The organism is Bacillus sp. FSL M8-0063 (assembly GCF_038005545.1).
GTDB classification, from domain to species: Bacteria; Bacillota; Bacilli; order Bacillales; family Bacillaceae_G; genus Bacillus_A; species Bacillus_A wiedmannii.
This window is the reverse complement of sequence record NZ_JBBOTJ010000001.1, coordinates 2,720,980-2,743,070: the sequence shown is the minus strand read 5'-3', so window position 1 is coordinate 2,743,070 and position 22,091 is coordinate 2,720,980. Positions and strand designations below refer to the sequence as shown.

At 36.2% G+C, this 22,091-nt stretch carries 17 protein-coding genes and 1 pseudogene; 14 read left to right on the top strand and 4 right to left on the bottom strand.

All coding sequences use genetic code 11. The features are described from left to right. Positions 1-103 precede the first annotated feature (103 nt). The 9 genes and pseudogenes from MKX31_RS13815 (at position 104) to MKX31_RS13780 (ending at position 11,722) form a co-directional block, all read left to right on the top strand. Positions 104-574, top strand: coding sequence for a hypothetical protein (locus MKX31_RS13815; RefSeq protein WP_001233665.1), 471 nt, complete (start codon positions 104-106; stop codon positions 572-574). Positions 575-594: 20 nt separating this feature from the next. Continuing rightward, complete coding sequence (locus MKX31_RS13810; RefSeq protein WP_064475795.1) at positions 595-918, top strand: PepSY domain-containing protein; 324 nt, start codon at positions 595-597, stop codon at positions 916-918. A 625-nt stretch (positions 919-1,543) separates the two neighbouring features. Further along, positions 1,544-2,110: a TetR/AcrR family transcriptional regulator gene (locus MKX31_RS13805; protein WP_340980992.1), complete on the top strand. Its 567-nt coding sequence runs from the start codon at positions 1,544-1,546 to the stop codon at positions 2,108-2,110. A 58-nt stretch (positions 2,111-2,168) separates the two neighbouring features. Then, positions 2,169-4,025, top strand: a complete 1,857-nt coding sequence (locus MKX31_RS13800; protein WP_088047175.1) for an alpha/beta fold hydrolase — start codon at positions 2,169-2,171, stop codon at positions 4,023-4,025. A gap of 675 nt (positions 4,026-4,700) precedes the next feature. Further along, the gene (locus MKX31_RS13795; RefSeq protein ID WP_222659995.1) at positions 4,701-5,870 is read left to right on the top strand and encodes a serine hydrolase domain-containing protein; all 1,170 of its coding nucleotides are present in this window, start codon (positions 4,701-4,703) and stop codon (positions 5,868-5,870) included. A gap of 886 nt (positions 5,871-6,756) precedes the next feature. Continuing rightward, positions 6,757-7,923 (top strand): serine hydrolase domain-containing protein, encoded by a 1,167-nt coding sequence (locus tag MKX31_RS13790; RefSeq protein WP_088047440.1) that lies wholly within the window; start codon positions 6,757-6,759, stop codon positions 7,921-7,923. A gap of 93 nt (positions 7,924-8,016) precedes the next feature. Further along, positions 8,017-10,101 (top strand): serine hydrolase domain-containing protein, encoded by a 2,085-nt coding sequence (locus tag MKX31_RS13785; RefSeq protein ID WP_340980990.1) that lies wholly within the window; start codon positions 8,017-8,019, stop codon positions 10,099-10,101. 222 nt (positions 10,102-10,323) lie between these two features. Beyond that, positions 10,324-10,560: pseudogene (locus MKX31_RS29300) on the top strand (hypothetical protein); the annotation flags it as partial. Positions 10,561-11,062: 502 nt separating this feature from the next. Further along, positions 11,063-11,722 carry a serine/threonine protein kinase gene (locus tag MKX31_RS13780; protein WP_142315078.1) on the top strand — a complete coding sequence of 220 codons (660 nt, stop codon included), beginning with the start codon at positions 11,063-11,065 and terminating at the stop codon, positions 11,720-11,722. Positions 11,723-11,869: 147 nt separating this feature from the next. On the opposite strand, the gene MKX31_RS13775 is transcribed toward MKX31_RS13780, so the two are convergent. From MKX31_RS13775 to MKX31_RS13765, 3 genes are all read right to left on the bottom strand, one after another. Further along, complete coding sequence (locus tag MKX31_RS13775) at positions 11,870-12,067, bottom strand: hypothetical protein (protein ID WP_241753413.1); 198 nt, start codon at positions 12,065-12,067, stop codon at positions 11,870-11,872. 33 nt (positions 12,068-12,100) lie between these two features. Then, the gene (locus MKX31_RS13770) at positions 12,101-12,466 is read right to left on the bottom strand and encodes a hypothetical protein (protein WP_340981559.1); all 366 of its coding nucleotides are present in this window, start codon (positions 12,464-12,466) and stop codon (positions 12,101-12,103) included. 116 nt (positions 12,467-12,582) lie between these two features. Then, positions 12,583-12,951 carry a hypothetical protein gene (locus tag MKX31_RS13765; RefSeq protein ID WP_098103030.1) on the bottom strand — a complete coding sequence of 123 codons (369 nt, stop codon included), beginning with the start codon at positions 12,949-12,951 and terminating at the stop codon, positions 12,583-12,585. A 357-nt stretch (positions 12,952-13,308) separates the two neighbouring features. Here MKX31_RS13765 and MKX31_RS13760 point away from each other — a divergent pair, with 357 nt between their 5' ends. The 3 genes from MKX31_RS13760 to MKX31_RS13750 all read left to right on the top strand — a co-directional run bounded on the left by MKX31_RS13760 (position 13,309) and on the right by MKX31_RS13750 (position 15,092). Then, on the top strand, positions 13,309-13,470 hold the full coding sequence (locus tag MKX31_RS13760) for a hypothetical protein (protein ID WP_000441003.1): 162 nt from the start codon (positions 13,309-13,311) through the stop codon (positions 13,468-13,470). Between the two features lie 300 nt (positions 13,471-13,770). Further along, the gene (locus MKX31_RS13755; RefSeq protein ID WP_141669126.1) at positions 13,771-14,157 is read left to right on the top strand and encodes a DUF1259 domain-containing protein; all 387 of its coding nucleotides are present in this window, start codon (positions 13,771-13,773) and stop codon (positions 14,155-14,157) included. Positions 14,158-14,444: 287 nt separating this feature from the next. Beyond that, positions 14,445-15,092, top strand: coding sequence for a YwbE family protein (locus MKX31_RS13750; protein WP_340980989.1), 648 nt, complete (start codon positions 14,445-14,447; stop codon positions 15,090-15,092). A 277-nt stretch (positions 15,093-15,369) separates the two neighbouring features. Here the strand turns inward: MKX31_RS13750 and MKX31_RS13745 are convergent, their stop codons facing one another. Then, a complete protein-coding gene (locus MKX31_RS13745) occupies positions 15,370-15,975 on the bottom strand; it encodes a hypothetical protein (RefSeq protein ID WP_064475784.1) in 606 nt (201 codons plus the stop codon). A 467-nt stretch (positions 15,976-16,442) separates the two neighbouring features. On the opposite strand from MKX31_RS13745, the gene MKX31_RS13740 reads away from it, so the two are divergent. Further along, positions 16,443-17,921 (top strand): DHA2 family efflux MFS transporter permease subunit, encoded by a 1,479-nt coding sequence (locus MKX31_RS13740; RefSeq protein ID WP_064475783.1) that lies wholly within the window; start codon positions 16,443-16,445, stop codon positions 17,919-17,921. A gap of 505 nt (positions 17,922-18,426) precedes the next feature. Beyond that, positions 18,427-21,624 carry a bifunctional P-450/NADPH--P450 reductase gene (gene cypD / locus MKX31_RS13735; protein ID WP_340980987.1) on the top strand — a complete coding sequence of 1,066 codons (3,198 nt, stop codon included), beginning with the start codon at positions 18,427-18,429 and terminating at the stop codon, positions 21,622-21,624. Positions 21,625-22,091: the final 467 nt, after the last annotated feature.

Below are 22,091 nucleotides of genomic sequence, written 5' to 3'. Positions count from 1 at the left end.
TTAATTATATCATTTTATTTTTTTGTACATTAATCTTCCTTTAATGTTTGTTCAGTAATATAAAGGCAAGGATAAGGTGCACATGTAAAGGGAGGAAAACAGAATGAGAAAGTGGATGTTGATTGGAGCAATGTCTTGTTTATTCTTAACAGCTTGTTCTACTCAAGCTGATAACAATACAGAAGTACAACAACTGAAAGTGGAAAATGATACATTGCAAAAAGAAAGTGCTCAACTACAACAAGAACCAAACAAAACAGGGCCTGCTACGAATGACACGAAGCAAATACAAGATTTCAAAAACGAAGTCACATCTATCGTTGAAAAGGCAAATAACACGAAACCAGTTGGAGCAAAAGAAGAAAACTTAAATACGTACTTAGCAGCAAAAAAAGAAATTGATCAATTAGATGACAAGATAGATCTATCTGATAATCAGCTAGAAGCAGATTATCACGCTGGAACGATAACTGTTGAACAATATGAAACGCAAGAAAGAGAACACGATATATTGGAAGATCAATTAGAGCAAGCAGAAAATGCACTTGAAACAAGATTTGGAATAGATGATTAATCATGAAGGAGTGGATGAAAATGTTAAAACATAAAAAGAAAATAATGATAAGTGTAATTGCTATTTTAGTAAGTGGTATTGCTATTGTTGGTGGATATTATGGTATGGGTTACAATTATGCGAAAAAGAATGAAAACTACACAGAGAAACAAGTTCGTGAAATTTCTTTAGCTCATACAAAGGGAGAAATTATTAATGTGAAAAAAGAATTCGAATTAGAAGATGACAACTTAGCACAATCTACATTTGAATATGAAATGGAAATTAAGACACCTGATAATTTGTTAAATATTTTAAAGGTTAGTGCTAGAACAGGTACAATAGAAATCGATAAAGAAGATTAAAAAAATATCGACAAATAAAATATCGTATATTTGAAAAAATTCAGGCTAAGCAAAAATAAAATAAGCTGCCCATATGGACAGCTTATTTACACAATACTTGTTATCGGTAGCGAAGAAAAAGACGAATCCCTAATTTCACAAGGGAATCGTCTTTTTTTTGTTCTATGGATCTATGCATTTTCTTATACATTTCTATCCTGCCGCGGTTTTAGGTTTCTTGTCTGTTATTGGATTAACCAAAAAACTGTATAAAATCTTGTATACTCTTAGTGTTGTTTTTTCCGAAATTCTGGCGGTACCCCATCACCATCAAGCTAATATTTTCATATCCTCTTAAATTAAAATTTTCTATCTCTACAGATAGTTATTCTGAGAAGCAGCTCATTTTTTCGTTTTGGGGGAATTTCTTTTTCTTAAGTTGATGGGCATGTATGGTGCCCCCTATTAGACGATAGTGAATTAACAATTTCGGGGTTCAGTTCAACTTTATTCAAAATAAGAATTTTTTGCAGTAAAATCAATGTTAGTGGAACTTTTTTAATCAAACTTTTTTCTAAATTAACATAAATACTTGCAACATTTAAATTAGTACTATATAGTTCTAGTTATGACAAAGGTAAAATTAATGAATCAAAAACGTGTGATTGAAGTAGCTGCAACATTATTTTTAGAAAAAGGGTTTGCTTATACAAGTATGGATGAATTAGTACGTGTAAGCAAAGTTTCAAAGTCTAATGTGTATTATCACTTTTCTAATAAGGAAGTATTATTAGAAGGGGTCGTTGATTATTGGATTGAAATGTATCAATCTGCAATTGATGACGTACTTTCTCAGAACCAATTTTTAGTTGAAGATCGTATCCAACTGTTTTTAAAGCAATTATCACAAGGAGTTCAGTCGAGAGAGTATAAGGGGAGCTGTCCATTTATTACTCTTTATATTCAAAGTCCTACACAGGCCACGCAAATAAAAGAAAAAATAGGTCTTTTTTTTACAGAATTACAAAAGAAAGTTTCTCTATTAATTAAACAAGGGGTAGAGAATGGGGAATTCAGAAATACGATTAATATTGATGAGGTTGCATCACTTTTTATTACAAATCTTGAAGGAGCGTTATTTATTTCAGAAACATTGAAGGATGCAACTGTAATCACGAAAACAGCAGATGATTTTTTAAACTTGCTTCGATAAAAGAAGCTTTTTTTTTACATCAAATTAGTACTAAATAGTACTAAAAAGGAGATTTTATATGAGAACAGTATTTTTAATTGGTGGAACAGGCTTTATTGGAAAGCAATTAGTGAAAGAATTAGCCAAAGAGGATGTTAAAATTCTTCTTTTAGTGAGGTCGAAAAGTAAAGCAACACGCATTTTTCAAGAAAGAGGCATCTTAAAAAAGGCAGTTATGCACTTTATTGAAGGTGATTTGACGAAAATAGATTTAGGCCTAAGTGCTGAAGATAAGGAGAGGATATTGAAAACGGATGTGATTATTCACGCAGGAGGCCCCATGGATATTCAAGTGACAAGTAAAGATGCAGCGTCCGTATTTTTAAATGGTGCCAAACATATTAGTGAATTAGCTAAAAGTATTCATCAATTGAAGGGCTTGCAACAATTTATTCATGTTGTAGGTTATATGAGTCCCTTTGATGATAAAAATAGCAAGATTGCAATTGATGTGTTTAAAGAAGGAAACAATTATTTGAAAATAAAAAATCCATATGAGAGAACAAAATTTTTAGCAGATCTTTATATCCGTCACCAGGCATCAGCAGTAGGTTATCCGCTTTCTGTAATTAATCCGCCAACTGTAGTAGGTAGTAGTAAAACAGGGAGTACAGAGCAGATAGCAGGATTAGGTTTGCTTGTGATGAGTATGCGAAGAGGGCTCATGCCAGTGATTCCTGGAGGTAAGGGATATAGGTTACCACTTATTTCAAACGATGAGCTTGCGAAGTTTATTGTGCAGGTTTTCAGATTGGAGCAACCGACTATTCAAACATTTACACTTGTTGAAGACAAACAGCACGATCAGAACATTGCTGAATTATTAAGTATTATGTCGGAAAGTATGAATATGAGGGCACCAAAAATCTCTGTCCCAATGCCACTTATGAAAGCAATTATGAATAGTGGAGTAAGTAAAATAACAAAAATTCCTTCTGATGGACTAAATTTTATTACAAAACGAAAATTTTCAAATGTTTCAGCGAAAAAAATTATGGGAGGAGATTGGTTTAAGAAGACGAGTGTAATGAAATTTTTCCCTGCCGTAGTAGCTGATCTGGATTATCGAATGATGTATCAAAATGGCCAGCATAATCATTTATTTAAACGAACATTATGCGATAACACTACCCTTTACCAATTACAAGGAGAGGGTAAACCGTTTATTTTATTACATGGTTTATTGAGTGATGGAGAGGATTTATTTCCTTTAGCACAAGAGCTTCATGAAAAAACTGGTCAACCTGTATGGATCTTGGATCTTCCAGGTTTGGGACGTTCTCCTTTTAAACGAGAGAAAAATCTTCTAGATATCTATTTGAATGTAGTGAAAAAGTTATTGGAGAAAGCTACTAATGGTGCACATCTAATTGGCCATTCATTCGGTGCGTTTATTCTTCTGGAAGCATTGGTACAAGAGTACATAGATAAGAAATATTCAATCACTTTACTTCAGCCACCTGTTGCTAAAAAAAATGCTAAATCGCTAAATGTTCCTCGATTTATGAACAAATGGACATTAAAATTGGCAACTGCTAATTTGATAGAGCGTTATTTATTAAGTAATGGTTTGTTTGAAAGTACGGAGAGCATCCCTGGACATTATATTGAAAAAATAATTAACAGTTTTACTTCTCCTAGAATTTTAAATACTACGGTTCAGCTTAACAGTTTACTACTTAAAAACGATCAAGGTGATTTCAATGAAATAACAAAGTATAATCTTCACATTATTTGGGGGGATTATGACAGAGGCTATTCTGCTCCATCGCATCTTGGTAAGGTTGATTTTGTTCCATATGGCCATCATTTTCCTCTTAGCCATCCGAGTGAAACGGCAACATTAGTAATAAAAAATAGTAATACTAGCAGATGAGAGTGTGGGATAAATAAAAAGTGTGTAGTAAGATCGTTGTGTCTTTGAAATAAAATTGCACTGTTTGGGGTCCCACCCATACCCATCAACTTAAGAAAAGTAAACACCCCTAAAACAAAAAAATGAACTGACTTCTCAGAATAACTAACTGTAGAGAAAGAAAAATTTCATTTAGTAGGTACTTCAAAACCTTAGCTTGATTGCGATGGGGTCACCATATCAAAAAAAGAAAATTGTGCGTATAGACATATTTTTCAACCGCTTCCTGTACGTTAAGGGACTCGTTATTTTTTTACAGTTTTTTATTATGAAATTCTAAATAACTAATTATAATAGGTGAAAAAACGATCAATAGTTGGGTTACGGAAAGGATTCGAAATTACATTCTTTCTCAATACATATTATGGATAAATAAAGTAAAATATGGTTTGGGGTTATGTCTCATGTTGTGTTAATCCTAACAATAACTAAGGGTACATAATATGCTTTCATACCTTTGAATAATTTTGTTATAGGAGGGATGGAGATTTAAATGGCTCAAATTGTTGGTATTGATAGATACCTTTGTACTGGGGCTTTATCTATATGCGTGAGGGCCTTTCCCTAAGTCTTGTCAGGAAGTAAGGAACAGTAGGCAAACACTTATACAATATGAATAGAGGAGAGGAATGCCTTATGAAAATACGTAGTCAAATTACATGTGCAAGTCTGGCCCTTTTAATAGCTGGAAGTTCCCTGTTATATACAACACCAACCTCAATTGTAAAAGCAGAGCCCACGCAAAATGTATCTAGTTCGTTACAAACAAATACTCAACGAGATCGTACTTCCGTCAAGCAAGCAATGCGGGATACATTGCAACTTGGATACCCAGGGATACTTGCTAAAACTTCTGAGGGTGGAAAAACGTGGGGGTATGCCGCTGGAATAGCGGATCTGAGAACCAAGAAACCGATGAAAACAGATTTTCGCTTTCGCATTGGGAGTGTGACGAAGACGTTCACTGCAACAGTTGTACTTCAATTAGCTGGAGAGAATCGCCTGAATCTAAACGACTACATCGAAGACTGGTTGCCTGGTGTCATTCAAGGAAATGGATATGATGGTAACAAGATTACTATCCGGCATATATTGAACCATACAAGTGGTATCGCTGAATACTCAAGGTCAAAAGACGCTGATTTTACGGATACAAAAAAATCGTATACGGCTGAAGAGTTAGTGAAGATGGGGATTTCTCTCCCCCCAGACTTTGAACCAGGAAAGGGCTGGTCTTATTCAAACACAGGATACGTATTACTGGGTATGCTTATTGAAAAAGTAACCAAAAACAGCTATGCGGAAGAGATTGAAAATCGGATTATTGAGCCACTTGAATTGTCGAATACATTCCTACCTGGGAATTCAAGTGTTATTCCAGGCACCAACCATGCCCGTGGATATGACCAACCAGACAGAGCAAGTGAGCTAAAAGACGTTACTTATTATAACCCAAGTGCAGGTAGCTCTGCTGGAGATATGATTTCTACTGCTGACGACTTAAACAAATTCTTCTCTTACTTGCTCGGTGGCAAATTACTGAAAGAACAGCAACTAAAACAAATGCTTACTACAGTTCCTACAGGAAAAGAAGGAATCGATGGATATGGTCTTGGAATCTATGAAACTAAGCTTCCAAGCGGTGTCTCGATATGGGGACACACAGGTGGCATTCTAGGATTTACTACTCTTGTTGGAGGTAAACTTGGAGGCAAGCATACGTTGGTCGTCAATTGGAATAGTTTGGGTAGAACTGATAGTCCTAATCCTTTTAAAAATATTTTACTTGCTGAATTTAGCAAGTAGGAAAAAAGGAAGAAATTTATCGTAGTTTTCATAGTTAAAAATATACTTTTCTGGTTCAAAAGCCCCAACTTATTTTCAAGACAAATTTGGGGCTTTTTTGTTTTGGTGGCGTTTATTCTCCTTAAGTTGATGGATGTGGGGTAGCACCACATTACTATCAAGCTAAGGTATTAATATATCTCCTAAATGAACATTTTCTTTTTCTACAGGTAGTTACTTTGAGAAGGTAGTTTATTTTTCTTAAGCTGATGGATATGGAGTATCCGCCCTAAGTTAAATAAATTTTGACTTAAAAACAAGTGATTTTAACAACGTTAGGAGTGTTTCATGCAGCACAATGTCATTTGTTTTGTATTGCAAGAAGAAAAATTACATTAGAAAAGAGCCAGAATACATCCTGTTAAGGGTAAATCGAATCTTAATATTTAAAAGGATGGAAAAAAGAAACACAGAAGTAAAAACTTCTGTGTTTCTTTTTGATTAATATATTTACTGAACTTTCCGGCACAGATGCTCCTTCTATCCTATTATAAAAGCGATTTTGAAAGTAAGTAATTTGTAAGAAATGGGTAAGAAAAAAGAAATTTTCATTGTGTATGATAAAAATATAAAGAGGCGTGAAAGGCGGAACAGATATGACTTATATATGAAAAACAGACCAGTAACAAGACTGTTTCAAGGAAAAGAAGTAATTTATGTGGTTAACATATATGTAGAAAAAGAGGGATTTATCCAGGACAGAATGGCGTTTGTAAAAATAATAATTATGAAGATGATTACGAATTCAATGTTGACTTTTTTTCTTTGGTGGAGATGATAGCTGTGTGGTTAATACGAAATAGCAAGAAACCACCTATACAATATGAATAGAGGAGAGGAATGCCCAATGAAAACACGTAGTCAAATTACATTTGCAAGTCTTGCCCTTTTAGTAGCTGGAGGTTCCCTGTTTTATACAACACCAACCTCAAGTGTAAAAGCGGAGTCTATTCAAAATGTATCTAGTTCGTTACAAACAAGCAACCAAAGAGATCAAAATTCCGTCAAAGAGGCAATGTGGGATACATTGAAACTTGGATATCCAGGGATACTTGCTAAAGTTTCTAAGGGTGGAAAAACATGGAGTTATGCAGCTGGGGTAGCGGATCTAAGTACCAAGAAACCAATGAAAACAGATTTTCGATTCCGAATTGGCAGCTTGACAAAGACGTTCACTGCAACAGTTATACTTCAATTAGCAGGAGAAAACCGCTTGAATCTAGACGATTCTATTGAAAAATGGTTGCCTAGTGTCATTCAAGGAAATGGATATGATGATAAACAGATTACTATCCGGCAATTATTGAACCACACAAGTGGTATCGCTAATTACACAGGGTCAAAGGATTTTAATATCATGGATACAAAAAAATCTTATACTGCTGAAGAATTAGTAAAGATGGGAATATCCATGCCTCCAGATTTTGCTCCAGGAAAGAGCTGGTCGTATTCAAATACAGGATACGTATTACTAGGGATTCTTATTGAAAAAGTAACTGGTAACAGCTATGCGGAAGAAATTGAAAATCGAATTATTGAACCACTTGAATTATCGAATACATTCTTACCCGGAAATTCAAGCGTTATTCCAGGAACCAAACATGCCCGTGGATATATCCAATTAGACAGAGCAAGTGAGCCAAAAGATGTTACTGATTATAACCCAAGTATGGGGAGCTCGGCCGGAGATATGATTTCTACAGCTGATGATTTAAACAAATTCTTCTCTTATTTACTTGGGGGTAAATTACTGAAAGAACAGGAACTAAAGCAAATGCTTACAACAGTCCCTACAGGAATAGATGAACTTGGCGATTCCGGGCTTGGAATTTTCAAAATGAAGCTTTCAAATGGTGTATCGATATGGGGGCATGGAGGAACCATTCCTGGATTTTTAACTTTTGCTGGGGGCACACTTGGAGGCAAGCATACATTGGCCGTGAATTTGAACAGCCTTAAAGCTGATAGTCCTGATCCTTTTAAAAATATTTTACTTGCTGAATTTAGCAAGTAGGCCAAAAGAAAGAACGGATAATTTTTATCATATTTTCATAGTTAAACAAATAAATGATGAAATTGATTACTTATCTAAGGAGGCAATTCCCTCATGAAAAATAAACTAACTGGTGTATTAGCCGCTACATTAGCGCTAACTATGATTCTACCAACAGGGGCGAAAGCATTTTCTGACAGTAAGACTACAGTTGTATCTAACGCAGAAGTAGCTAGCCAAGAGCTGAAGAAATTTGCAGCAGAGAAGGCTGCGCTACTCACGAAGTCCCATGGGACGACTAGCGTGCAGTATGCGCTAATTGATAATGGCAAGCTTACTTTGTCGGGGCAGGCTGGAAAGAACGATATGGAAGGGGAACAGCCACTAACCAAAGATACTCTATACGGGATTGGTTCAGTCAGTAAAATGTATGCAACAGCGGCTGTAATGAAATTGGTCGACGAAGGAAAAGTCGATTTGGATGCTCCTGTGGTCAAATATGTTCCTGATTTTAAGATGAAAGATGGGCGGTACAAACGCATTACTCCGCGTATGTTGTTGAATCACTCCTCCGGCTTGCAAGGTTCCACGTTAAGTAATGCATTTTTATTTAACGATAATGATACCTATTCCCATGATTTCTTGTTGCAGCAATTGTCCAACCAGAGCCTGAAAGCAGACCCTGGTGCGTTCTCGGTATACTGCAACGATGGCTTTACGCTGGCCGAAATTTTGGTGGAAAGAGTCAGCGGTATGAGCTTTACCGAATTTCTACATCAACGGTTTACAGAACCCTTAAAGATGAATCATACAAAAACGCCACAGGACAAATGGAGAGACGAAAAGCGGGCTGGACTTTATTTTCCGGCGTACCAAGGGCAGCTTCCAATTGAATCGGTGAATGTGATTGGTACGGGAGGGGTCTCTTCCACAGCAGAAGATATGGTACGATTCTCACAATTATTTATGGGACAGGGAAAAGGGATCCTCTCTGATAAGGTAGTCAAGGCGATGGAGCAAGAGGAATATAAAAAAGGAATGTGGCCGGGGGATGGAGATAATATTTTTAACTATGGTCTTGGCTGGGATAGTGTGAAACTATACCCATTCAGTGAATATGGGATAAGAGGCTTGGCTAAAGGCGGCGACACGGCACTGCAACATGCTATACTGGTTGTGCTTCCAGAACAGAAAATGGCAGCGGCTGTGTTGTCATCCGGTGGACGAAGCTCTACAAATCAACTGCTGGCAACAGAATTGCTGCTCGCCGTGCTTAAAGAGAAGGGTACAATTAAGAACATCAAGCCGAACAAATCTTTTGGCAAGCCGGTCAAGGTCAAGATGCCTCAAGACGTGGCAAAGAAAGCGGGCTTTTATGGCAATAGCGAAACTCATTTCAAAATTGAAATTACGAAGAATGGAGAACTGTTCTTACCATCTAATCGAGAAGAAAAATATGTATATACTGCGGATGGAAGCTTTATTAATGAGAAGGGTACTTCTAAGCTCAACTTTGTCACCGAGAAGAATGGAAGAACTTATTTGAGGGAGAGCACATATAAATCGACACCAGACTTAGGGCAAGGTGCGATGACTCACTATTTAGCCGAGAAACTAGAAGACAATGTGCTATCGAAGAAAACCGCTGCCGCATGGGCGAAGCGGGAAGGTGTCAAGTTCTATCTGGTGAATGAGAAATTTAGTTCTATTGAATATCTCGTACAACCGAAACTTATTACCACACAAATTACTCGTAAGGAAGGCCTGGCGGGCTATTGGGAGGGCAGAAAAATTACAGGTCCGAACATCGCGACGCATCAGCTCCAGATCCCCGTGATGAATGGCCGTGATACGATGGAAACGCATTTCTATACAGAAGGCGGTAATGAATATATGGAAATGGCCGGGTTGTTATACGTAAGTGGAGCCAACGTAAAACCACTCGATGCTGGCCAATCATCCAAAGTTACGCTGCAAGCAAATGGGCATGCTAAATGGTTTACGATCCCGCAAGCGGCAGTAGGAAAAATGATGACCGTGACATTGCCATCGAAGGGTGCGTTCGCGGTGTATGATGAGAATGGAGTATGCGTCAACTTTACCATCGTGAGCGGCAATAACAAAGTAAAACTGCCGAAGAATGGAACGGTTGTAATTGCTGGGGCACCGAATTCAGAATTTGCAATTACGTTGAACTAGCTACAATTCAAGATGGACTTCAACAAAACCAGTACGACATAGGAACGGTGTTTTGCTGGTTTTGTTTGTATTTACGTATTATCTTTAAGAAGAGAATTTCAACGAATAATATCACGCTCAAACTCTGCAAAAACAGCTATCATACTAATTCAGGGCAATCATCATTTGCTCCATTAATCTTCTTGATGTAAATACGTTCGCAGCCGGTATTATGATGTACAAGCCCTATACGATACAGGAATTATCGGAGGTGTTTCAGCTACTAAGTTTACGCCATATGGCACACTCACACGTCAACAGGCTGCACTTATGTTAGAACGAACTCTAGAATATCTAGGTGTAGAAAAAGAGTCAAATATAGGGCCCTACCATATCGCTATCAAGCTAAGAAAAGTAAATACCCCCAGAACGATAATTTTGTGTTTTGTACAGCACCGAGGTTCATTTTTAACGTTTTGAGGAAACCTTTTTTGTTAGGTTTATAGACATGTGGTGTTAACAACATAAACAATGTTTTAGATTATAAAATAGAGTACTAAGCATCCGATTTGAAAGCAGACATCCCTGAATCATAATTTTTATGGAAGTGAAAATTCTTTTTGTCACCCAGGCGCAGGAGGATCATTTTGTTTTGCCGATCCAGATGAAAAGTTAGGTTATGCTTATGGGGAAACATGGATTTGCATGACCAATGAACGAAGAGAACTTGCACTAAGAAAAGCTCTTATACGGCTGCCTCTGAAAAAATGAAAATACGTAAAAATAGTTGGGGATATTTTTATGTTGTACGGTTTTTGGCTATGAATAGTGGAATAAATATTAAGTATTCAACAGTTCAAATAAAACGAGTCATCTTTTTATTTTAAGAAAAAAGATGACTCATTTTATGCTAAAATTCACTTAGTGTATATTTTCGTTAAAATGTGGGTGGGCCCCTTTTAGCAAAACCGGAGTGGAAATGATGAGTATAAACAGTTTTGTGAGATTGATAAAGGATGAATTATTAAAAGAGGTAAGCATAAGAAGTGAGGATGAATTTGAGCCTGTAGTAGTTAAAGATATTCCTAGACTTTGGAAGTGTTTAGGGATAGGTAATTATGCCGCAGTATTTATGCACAAAGAATACAAAGATTGGGTAGTGAAAGTTTACGCACGAGAAGGAGAAGGAATTGAAAAAGAATCAGAAGTATACCGAAGAATTGGAAACCATCCTTCTTATTCGAAGCTTATATATAAAGGAGAAAATTTCATAGTATTGAAACGTTTAAAAGAAATTACTTTATACGATGCCCTTCATAAGGGGATTAAAATTCCTAAGCAGGTGATCTTTGATATCAATGAAGCTTTAGAGTATGCAAGGGAACAAGGATTAACTCCTTGTGACGTTCACGGGAAAAATGTGATGATGGAAAACGGAAGGGGATATGTAGTCGATGTATCTGATTTCTTAAAAACAAAAGAAGATAGTAAGTGGAGAGACCTAGAAAAGGCATATTTTATATTTTATTTGCCTTTCATTTATAATTTTCCTTTCCCTATTAAAATACCGTATTTTATGTTAAACATTGTTAGACGTTCGTATAGAAAATATAAGAAGCTTAAAAAGAAATTCAATTTGTAAAAGGACCACATACTTATCTTTAGGTTAGATAAGTGAACGACTAGTAAACAAAAGGACCGTACATTTTAGATATGTCTAATATGTACGGTCCTAATTTTATAACTTCATGAAGTAATCAGTAAGTTTTACATTTTCTTTTTCACGCAATTACTTATTTTTTTCTTCAAGCCCTTTATTCTTTTTTCTCTCTCTTTTCAATTCTTCTTTTAAGAGAAGCAATGAAGGCATTTTGATTGTTCTCGTTTTATTTAAACCTAGAGTCCACAAATAATTTTTCTTGTTGATTTCGCAAGAATTGATGCGTTCTTTGAGTTCTGTATGGTTATACAGTGTGGTTTTACTCACTCCGGCTTCTTTCTGTCACACTCTTGAAGTTAATTATATTTTTCTACGTACTAAATAAAAAGATAAGGCCCCCATAATAACAGGTGCAACGAAATCAAAGAAATGGGGAAAATTAAAAGGAAAAAGAAAAAGAAATGGTATAAGTGTATAGATAACTGCTTGTCCTATAAATACAGGAATTCCAAATTGAAATTCTCTACATCGTTTGATTTTCCTATATAACACTTCCCCAATTAGACAGGCTACAAGAGCCGGTATACTACCATAAGTGACGATCGTTTTAATGAATCCTAATACAACGTTCGGGTGAATAAAGCTAGGATGAGAAATATATGAAATCAAGAACCATCCAAAAATAAAAGCAAACAGACTTGCAGCATAACTAATTACAAATTTCATCAACGTTAATCATCCTCACAGTTTTCTAATATTAACTCCATTGTATGACATGAAATCCTATTATTGGTAGCGAAAAAAAAGCGGATCCCTACTCTAAAAAGCATCCACTCATCCTTCTATACTTGTTTTATTTTCTTTGCTCTAGCAAACTTCCAAAAAGCTGCAAGTAGTATGAGCAGTGGAATTCCCTGAATAAAGAGAAATCCTCCCAAAAAATAAAGTGCACGACTAACTAGAGGAGGGGCTGTTGCCGACTCACCCGCAAAATAAGCCCCATAATTAGCCGCTACACCTGCATAATCAGCTATCCCACCTATAAGAAAAGCCGCTGGACTTATGATTAGATTTATCCCTAAACAGATCATTATTGAAGATAGGTTTTTAGCCTTAATTTTTGGTGAAACAGACAAGAAAAATAAGAATATTGCAGTGCCGTTTATAAGAAGTAGTGTTATTACAAAAAAATTCCCATAATATCCCTCCATAATTTTAATTGTACCATCAGCAAGGACAACTTTGTGTAAATTTGGATGAATAGGATCTTCATGTGAGGTTAACATAACGTCTCATTAACAGTAGTCAATGATGCATATAATTTTCGTTTTTGCTTTCTTTTCTGAGCTGGATGGCGGTGGGGTGAGTCATAAATTGTGGAACACATTCTTAAGTTATTTAATATGAAAAAATGAAATTCTCCTTCTGTAATTCATTCAAAGGGTTCAATCTTCGCATCTTATGAATTCCCTGAAAGTACTAAACTTAAGCAAAAAAATTAACCATCCTATGCAAGAAAGTTTAGATAGCTAAAAGCATATGTTTTATTGAAAGGATGTGATTGAATTATGGAAAGGCCGAATTGGGGAATTGGAGGATTAGTATTTGTTGGCTGCATGTTTCTTGGCGGAGGAGTGGGATCTATATTAGGTGATACTCATGCTGGATGGCTAATAGGGATGGGTGCTGGATTTATTGGGATGGCTTTAACGAGACTGATCAGAAAGTAATATAACGGGATTCTTCTTCGAGTAAATAAGGAAATATGTATGTAAGTAATTCATGGTATAAGAGCTCTATAAATTATAGTTAGAACCTTCTCTTTTCTAAATTTCTCCATACATAGATATGATTCTCAAGTCGGAGGATGGCACCTTAGGGTGTTTTTTTGTGCTCTCTAAAAATGCCTTACCATATAATAGACTTCGTTAGATTTCGATAATATTTTTTGTAATAGAATAGATTCATTACCGTTTCAGACCTAAGTATTCATTCATAACCTAACAGTAAAAGGGGGGATGATTCAAGGTATGGCGTTTTATGATGAATTAATCTGTCAACAGTTTGCGAGAATTATAGGTGGCCAAGAAGGGTTCGCCGGTGGAAAATGCGTGGCTACAATAAATCGGGATGAAATACAAGCAACTATCTTAGGAAAACGTTTTAGAGTAACAACTTCCTTCTCATTCGAATCACGAGATAATAAAACTGGACGAGCATTATGTTTAGGCAGGGTAGCGCTCTTGCAAAGAGAAGTCAATGGGTTTGTTGCTACAATTATTAAACAAGGAATAATCGTTTCGTCTATACACAATGAGTGGTTATGTGATGAGCCGAATTTAATTTACGTTAATATCGAAGACGTTGATGATCCGCTAAGCTTCGCAAGGAAAGTTAGAAAAGCGTTATGCAATTAACCAATTTATTTAGTTGAATGAGCGATATAAAAGGATCTTTAATTGAAAGATCCTTTTATACATAAGATGAAGGTTTTTCTTTGTATTTCATTAATTAAGTTTAATTGACTAGCAAACGAACGTAATTCCTGTGCACGAATCGATATAATAATTTCCGCTTTTATTGTAGTGTCAGTCTTTTAGTAGAAATTAAATATTTACGACAAATTTTGACAAATAAATACATATATTTTTGTTATGCTATGAAAGTTATTAATTTGTAATGTATATATAGGAGGATTTTTTTAATGTTAAAGAAATTGTTATTATGTGTACTTATGAGCTTGTGTGTAATGGCTTTAAGTGCTTGTAAAGGTGATGAAGAAAAATTAAAAGTAGCAGAGGATGAGCAAAAAATAGATGAAGATAAAAAAGTAGCGGAGGAAGAAAAACGTAAGCAAGAAGAGCAACAAAGAGCAGAGGAAGAAAAGCGTAAACAAGAGGAACAACAAAGAGTAGAGGAAGAAAAGCGTAAACAAGAAGAACAACAAAGAGTAGAAGAAGAGAAGCGTAAGCAAGAAGAGCAACAAAGAGCAGAGGAAGAAAAACGTAAGCAAGAAGAGCAACAAAGAGCAGAGGAAGAAAAACGTAAGCAAGAAGAGCAACAAAGAGTAGAAGAAAAACGTAAACAAGAAAAGCAGAAGACTCAGCAACAACAGTCTATACAACAAGAGAGAACACAAAAACAAGAAAAAACAACACAAGCAACAGGTGGGAAACCAACAAGATCACAAATTTCAGTTGGTTCACATGTAGTTATTCAATTGGATAATGACTATAGTAAAACTGTAAGTGGTGTTGTGAAAGACATTTTGACGCATAGTGAAACACATCCGTACGGAATTAAAGTTCGATTACAAGATGGACAAATTGGCCGTGTTCAAAGTGTTAACTAGTGAAAAAAGATTTGAATACTTTTCAAATAAATAAACGCTACAAAAAACCGGTTCTTTCGTAAAGGAACCGGTTTTTTTTGTAGCGTTTTGCTTATCGGATGAAATTTGCGTTTTGTTGATGTCACCACACCTCTATCAAGTTATCACATACAAGGTAATAGATGTTTTTATAATTTGAAAGGAGAGGGAACGAACTTGGAGGGAGTATGGGAAGCGTACAATAAATACATTGAGGGGGCATGTTTGAGCTATGGACCTATCCTCCCGTTCTAATTAACTAAAAGAAGAATTTTCCCATACCGATTAGACTACTAAGCATCCCGATTCCATTCATGGTGCCTTTTCCTACTGTCAATAAGTTTCCAAGCATTCCTGGCTGACCGTTACCTCCGTTATTCCCCCATCCCATGGGACTTATCTGTCCTCCCCATCCTGGAGAATTCCCCAAAATACCCCAGTTATTATTGGTATTAAAATGAAAAGGCTTGGCTGGCGGCGATAGTAAAGCGGCAAGATGACCTTGTGCGAACATCCCTGTATGATTGAATGGTTGAGCCCAGGGGAGGGGAGGTTTTTGAAAATTAAAACCTGCATGACCTTGTAATGGAGCCCAATTAGCAGGATATCCATGGGGCATCATCCCTGCATAATGGATTGGCTGACCTAAAGAGAAGGGAGGGGGCTCGGGATTGAAACCCGTATAATTGGCTGGTGAATCCCAACCAAATGGATAGACTCGACAACTCCAATTCTCAGGAACCTTCAGACCATCCATTCCCTGAGCTTTAATTATTTGAGGTTGTGAATATAATGATGACATTGAAATTTGGTTATTATATTGCTCCCCGTTTCCATTTGAATTCAAATACCAATATTGGTGCATAAGCTTATTCCCCTCACTTTAAAAATGTAATGTTAGACTTAGCCTATGTAATATTCCTTTTTATGGATGGTTACATATCTAGATTTACAAGCCTGTATTGAAAGGAATGGGTGTGTGGTCATATTTATCCCGCTATTTGTGGGCATAAGACACCACCTCAAAATTAAGTGAAAGCGGCTGCCTGTAAAAGAACCACTGATTCAAGTGTCACTTTATTTTAGAAGGGTATTTTCAGTCGCTCCTTTTGTTTAATTCAGCCTAATTTAATTTTGGTTAACAAACGCGTTTATAAAGGTTTAATCAACAAAAAAAATTTAACATGTTATGTCGAGCAAGTAGAATTACTAAAAAGAGAATATCCATTCAAAGAGTTCGGCAAAATACTGAAAGGATAATGTATTCTTATGCAGATATACAAACGATTTAAACGAATCAATGGAATTTATAATGAAGGGGCAAATGAATATATGAGTGAAACATTACATAAAAGAAAGCCACCATATTTAATGCTTGTAATCCTTTTTATTGGAGCATTTGTTTCATTTCTAAATAACTCGCTTTTAAATGTTGCTTTGCCATCAATAATGAAGGATTTAGACATTAAAGATTATTCGACGATCCAGTGGCTTTCTACAGGGTATATGCTTGTAAGTGGTATATTAATTCCGGCCTCAGCATTTTTAATAACCCGCTTCTCCAATAGGAGCTTATTTATTACATCTATGTTAATTTTTATTCTTGGTACGGCCTTAGCGGCTTTAGCGCCGAACTTTAGTTTATTACTTACTGGTCGGATGGTTCAAGCAGCAGGTTCTTCAGTCATGGGGCCTTTGTTAATGAATATTATGCTAGTAAGCTTTCCAAGAGAAAAAAGGGGAACAGCGATGGGGATTTTTGGATTAGTTATGATTACGGCACCAGCAATTGGACCGACACTATCGGGTTATATTGTAGAGTATTATGACTGGCGTTTGCTTTTTGAAATGATTTTACCGTTAGCAATCATTAGCTTACTGTTAGGGATTTGGAAATCAGAGAATGTCATGAGACAAAACAAAAATGCAAAACTTGATTATCTCTCATTACTATTATCTTCTATCGGTTTTGGCGGTTTGTTATATGGATTCAGTTCTGCAAGTTCCGATGGTTGGACGAATAAAGTTGTTTTAACAACCTTAATCATAGGCGCTATTTCCCTAATCGCTTTCATTATCCGTCAATTAAAAATGAATGAACCGTTATTGGATTTACGTGTTTACAAGTACCCAATGTTTGCACTTGCGTCTGTAATTGCGATTGTTAACGCAGTGGCCATGTTTTCGGGTATGATTTTAACACCAGCTTATGTACAAAACGTCCGCGGTATTTCGCCGCTGAGCTCTGGGCTGATGATGCTTCCAGGTGCGGTAATAATGGGGGTTATGTCACCAATTACAGGTAAACTATTTGATAAATACGGCCCTCGGATTCTTGGTATAGTAGGACTTTCCATTACAGCTGTTTCAACTTATATGCTAGCAAACCTGCAACTCGACTCTAGTCACACACATATTATTCTTATTTACACACTGCGGATGTTTGGGATGGCGATGGTGATGATGCCACTTATGACAAACGGCCTTAATCAATTGCCAACTCGCTTAAATCCGCACGGTACAGCTGTTAATAATACAGCTCAACAAGTGTCCGGTTCGATTGGTACTGCTATCCTTGTTACGATTATGAATTCGGTAACAAAAACAAAAGCTGAAAGTCTAATGGCTGATGTAGATCCAACAACCTTCACAGAAGCTACGAAGGCAATGTTAACTCAGAAGGCTTTATTATCTGGAATTCAATATTCATTTTATGTAGCGCTTGGCATGAATATTGTTGCACTACTATTAGTTTTTTTCGTTAAACGTGTAGATACAAGCGCGGAAGCTGTCGAGAGGTTAAATCGGTAGAGTAAAATAAAACTTTAGATCATGATTCCTCTAAGTTTTTACTGTTTAGTTAGACTATGAAGAAATGCAAATTTCTGCCGCTAAGGCGCTGGTATTTAAATCTGGAAAAGAATCAGTGAAATAATTATATATAGTAAAAGGGATCTGATATTCATATCAGATCCTTTTTCATTAGCAACACAGTATACTTACTTATCGTATTTGTTTGAATTGACATTAGAAACTACTGGTTTTCCCAATACTACAATCTTTAGCTCTCAATTTCTGATAAACATTATAATAATACGCTTCATTTTAATTTAGTATTTTCTCTGCAAGTTATAAATGTAATAGCAACAAACAATTTAGATTACCAACTTTATAAGCAATATCATAATCGTGAATAGTTAGGGAAAAGATAAAATAAGGTAATCAATTACATATCTTTATCCCAGGCGATTCATTGCTATCTTCTTTTTATTGAATGGGATATTTTATTTCATGTTTTTTTGAAAGGGTGTTTTTAATGGAAAAAAAAGTATCTGCCATTCCTCAACCGAAAACATATGGATTGCTGGGGAATCTCCCACTAATCGATAAAGATAAACCGACCCTATCCTTTATCAAGATAGCGGAAGAGTATGGTCCCATTTTTCAAATTCAAACTTTAAGTGATACCATCATTGTCGTTTCTGGACATGAACTGGTAGCAGAAGTCTGTGACGAAACACGGTTCGATAAAAGTATAGAGGGTGCTTTAGCAAAAGTTCGTGCCTTTGCTGGAGATGGATTATTTACAAGCGAGACTCAAGAGCCTAACTGGAAAAAAGCTCATAATATTTTGATGCCTACATTCAGCCAACGAGCAATGAAAGATTATCATGCTATGATGGTCGATATTGCCGTACAACTCGTTCAAAAATGGGCACGGCTTAATCCGAATGAAAACGTAGATGTTCCGGAGGATATGACTCGCCTTACATTGGATACAATTGGTCTATGTGGTTTTAATTATCGATTTAATAGCTATTATCGTGAGACCCCTCATCCTTTTATTACTAGCATGAGCCGTGCTCTAGATGAGGCAATGCACCAATTACAGCGGCTGGATATAGAAGATAAACTCATGTGGAGAACGAAACGTCAATTTCAGCATGATATTCAATCTATGTTTTCTTTAGTAGATAATATTATTGCTGAACGTAAAAGTAATGGAAATCAGGAAGAAAATGATTTACTTTCCCGTATGTTAAATGTGCAGGATCCGGAAACTGGTGAAAAATTAGATGATGAAAATATTCGTTTCCAAATTATCACTTTTTTAATAGCTGGGCATGAAACAACAAGTGGATTATTATCTTTTGCAATCTATTTTTTATTAAAGAATCCAGATAAATTGAAAAAAGCTTATGAAGAAGTAGATCGGGTTTTAACAGATCCCACTCCAACATACCAACAAGTTATGAAATTAAAGTATATCCGGATGATTTTAAATGAATCGCTACGTCTATGGCCTACTGCTCCAGCATTCAGTCTCTATGCAAAAGAGGATACAGTGATTGGTGGGAAATATCCTATTAAGAAAGGAGAAGATCGTATTTCTGTTCTTATTCCACAGCTACATAGGGATAAAGACGCGTGGGGAGACAATGTGGAAGAATTCCAACCTGAACGATTTGAAGAGCTGGATAAGATTCCCCATCATGCTTATAAGCCATTTGGAAATGGTCAACGAGCATGTATCGGTATGCAGTTTGCACTTCATGAAGCCACACTCGTAATGGGAATGCTTCTTCAACATTTTGAATTCATCGATTATCAAGACTATCAGCTGGACGTAAAACAAACATTAACGCTAAAGCCTGGTGATTTTAAAATTAGGATTCTACCACGAAAACAAACTATTAGCCATACTACTGTTCTTGCGCCTATCGAGGAGAAACTGAAAAACCATGAAATCGAACAGCAAGTTCAGAAAACTCCTTCTATTATTGGAGCCGATAATCTTTCGCTTCTTGTTCTGTATGGATCGGATACAGGGGTAGCGGAAGGTATTGCAAGAGAACTAGCAGATACAGCTAGTTTAGAAGGTGTTCAAACGGAAGTGGTAGCTCTTAACGATCGAATTGGAAGTCTGCCAAAAGAAGGGGCGATTCTTATTGTAACTTCTTCTTATAATGGAAAACCACCAAGTAATGCAGGGCAGTTTGTGCAATGGTTGGAGGAATTAAAACCGGATGAGCTAAAAGGTGTTCAATACGCAGTTTTTGGTTGTGGAGATCATAATTGGGCTAGTACTTATCAGCGGATTCCAAGATACATTGATGAGCAAATGGCTCAAAAAGGAGCAACAAGATTTTCTACACGTGGAGAAGCGGATGCAAGTGGTGATTTCGAGGAACAACTTGAGCAATGGAAACAAAGTATGTGGTCTGATGCGATGAAGGCATTTGGATTGGAACTTAACAAAAACATTGAGAAAGAACGTAGTACATTAAGTTTACAATTTGTTAGTCGTCTTGGAGGATCTCCTCTTGCACGAACATATGAAGCAGTTTATGCATCTATACTAGAAAATCGTGAACTTCAATCATCTAGCAGTGAAAGAAGCACGCGACATATTGAGATATCCTTGCCAGTAGGTGCTACGTATCAAGAAGGTGACCACCTTGGGGTGCTGCCAATTAATAGTGAGAAAAATGTCAACCGAATTTTAAAACGCTTTGGATTAAATGGGAAGGATCAAGTCATATTGAGTGCAAGTGGACGAAGTGTAAATCACATACCTTTAGACAGTCCTGTTAGTTTATTTGACCTTCTTAGTTATAGTGTAGAAATTCAAGAAGCAGCTACTCGAGCACAAATACGAGAAATGGTGACATTTACAGCATGCCCTCCTCATAAAAAGGAATTGGAATCATTATTGGAAGAGGGAGTTTATCATGAACAAATATTAAAGAAACGTATGTCAATGTTGGATCTTCTTGAAAAGTATGAGGCTTGTGAAATCCGATTTGAACGCTTTTTAGAACTTCTTCCTGCGCTCAAACCGCGTTACTATTCTATTTCAAGCTCTCCACTCGTTGCACAGGATCGTCTGAGCATTACGGTTGGTGTTGTTAATGCACCTGCATGGAGTGGGGTAGGGACATATGAAGGAGTCGCTTCTAATTATTTAGCTCAGCGTCATAATAAAGACGAGATTATCTGTTTCATTCGAACGCCACAATCAAACTTTCAATTACCTGAAAATCCAGAAACACCAATTATCATGGTTGGACCAGGTACTGGAATTGCACCATTCCGTGGATTCTTGCAAGCGCGTCGTGTTCAAAAGCAAAAAGGTATTAACTTAGGACAAGCACATCTATATTTTGGTTGTCGTCATCCTGAAAAGGATTATCTCTATCGTACAGAACTAGAAAATGATGAAAGAGATGGATTAATCTCTTTACACACAGCTTTTTCTCGCTTAGAAGGATATCCTAAAACATATGTACAGCATTTAATAAAACAAGATAGAATCAATTTAATTTCGTTATTAGATAATGGGGCTCATCTTTATATATGTGGTGATGGAAGTAAAATGGCTCCTGACGTAGAAGACACCCTTTGTCAAGCATATCAAGAAATTCATGAAGTCAGTGAACAAGAAGCAAGGAATTGGTTGGATCGTGTGCAAGAAGAAGGGCGATATGGAAAAGATGTTTGGGCTGGTATATGAATTTTTCTTAATTAGATAAGTAATATGTAACGAATGAACTTCTTTCGAATAAGTGTTAATTAAAAATAAAAAAATCCCGTATTTTTATTGAATACGGGATTTTCTTATTTTTAATAAGCGGGACTGATACCGTAGAGAAAGAAAAAATCTCATATGAAATCAAAGCTATATAATCTTAGCTTGATGGGCAAGGTGTTAACCAATTTCTTGACGAAATTTGAAATTTAAAATAAACTTTTGCACACTGGCTGAACAGTTTTTAGCATAGTGTCAAATCGCTGGAGGAATGTATCAAATTAGGTATACCTTCTATGAAATTAAATAGGGTGATAATTATTACAAGTGGATTAGGTTTCTTGTGAATTTTAAATTAAAGGTCTTATCCAAAGTTGAGAAAAATCCACATACCCAAAATATTTCATCTTAATATTCGTTAAATCTGATGAAAAAGGAATTTGACGTGTATC

Excerpts from the sequence above, each read along its gene's own strand:
- MKX31_RS13780 (WP_142315078.1), top strand. The coding sequence starts at position 11,063 with ATGAGTATAAACAGTTTTGTGAGATTGATAAAGGATGAATTATTAAAA.
- MKX31_RS13785 (WP_340980990.1), top strand. The coding sequence starts at position 8,017 with ATGAAAAATAAACTAACTGGTGTATTAGCCGCTACATTAGCGCTAACT.
- MKX31_RS13770 (WP_340981559.1), bottom strand. The coding sequence starts at position 12,466 with ATGAAATTTGTAATTAGTTATGCTGCAAGTCTGTTTGCTTTTATTTTT.
- MKX31_RS13805 (WP_340980992.1), top strand. The coding sequence starts at position 1,544 with ATGAATCAAAAACGTGTGATTGAAGTAGCTGCAACATTATTTTTAGAA.
- MKX31_RS13810 (WP_064475795.1), top strand. The coding sequence starts at position 595 with ATGTTAAAACATAAAAAGAAAATAATGATAAGTGTAATTGCTATTTTA.
- MKX31_RS13755 (WP_141669126.1), top strand. The coding sequence starts at position 13,771 with ATGGCGTTTTATGATGAATTAATCTGTCAACAGTTTGCGAGAATTATA.
- MKX31_RS13745 (WP_064475784.1), bottom strand. The coding sequence starts at position 15,975 with ATGCACCAATATTGGTATTTGAATTCAAATGGAAACGGGGAGCAATAT.
- MKX31_RS13795 (WP_222659995.1), top strand. The coding sequence starts at position 4,701 with ATGAAAATACGTAGTCAAATTACATGTGCAAGTCTGGCCCTTTTAATA.
- cypD (WP_340980987.1), top strand. The coding sequence starts at position 18,427 with ATGGAAAAAAAAGTATCTGCCATTCCTCAACCGAAAACATATGGATTG.
- MKX31_RS13760 (WP_000441003.1), top strand. The coding sequence starts at position 13,309 with ATGGAAAGGCCGAATTGGGGAATTGGAGGATTAGTATTTGTTGGCTGC.
- MKX31_RS13815 (WP_001233665.1), top strand. The coding sequence starts at position 104 with ATGAGAAAGTGGATGTTGATTGGAGCAATGTCTTGTTTATTCTTAACA.
- MKX31_RS13750 (WP_340980989.1), top strand. The coding sequence starts at position 14,445 with ATGTTAAAGAAATTGTTATTATGTGTACTTATGAGCTTGTGTGTAATG.
- MKX31_RS13740 (WP_064475783.1), top strand. The coding sequence starts at position 16,443 with ATGAGTGAAACATTACATAAAAGAAAGCCACCATATTTAATGCTTGTA.
- MKX31_RS13790 (WP_088047440.1), top strand. The coding sequence starts at position 6,757 with ATGAAAACACGTAGTCAAATTACATTTGCAAGTCTTGCCCTTTTAGTA.
- MKX31_RS13800 (WP_088047175.1), top strand. The coding sequence starts at position 2,169 with ATGAGAACAGTATTTTTAATTGGTGGAACAGGCTTTATTGGAAAGCAA.
- MKX31_RS13765 (WP_098103030.1), bottom strand. The coding sequence starts at position 12,951 with ATGGAGGGATATTATGGGAATTTTTTTGTAATAACACTACTTCTTATA.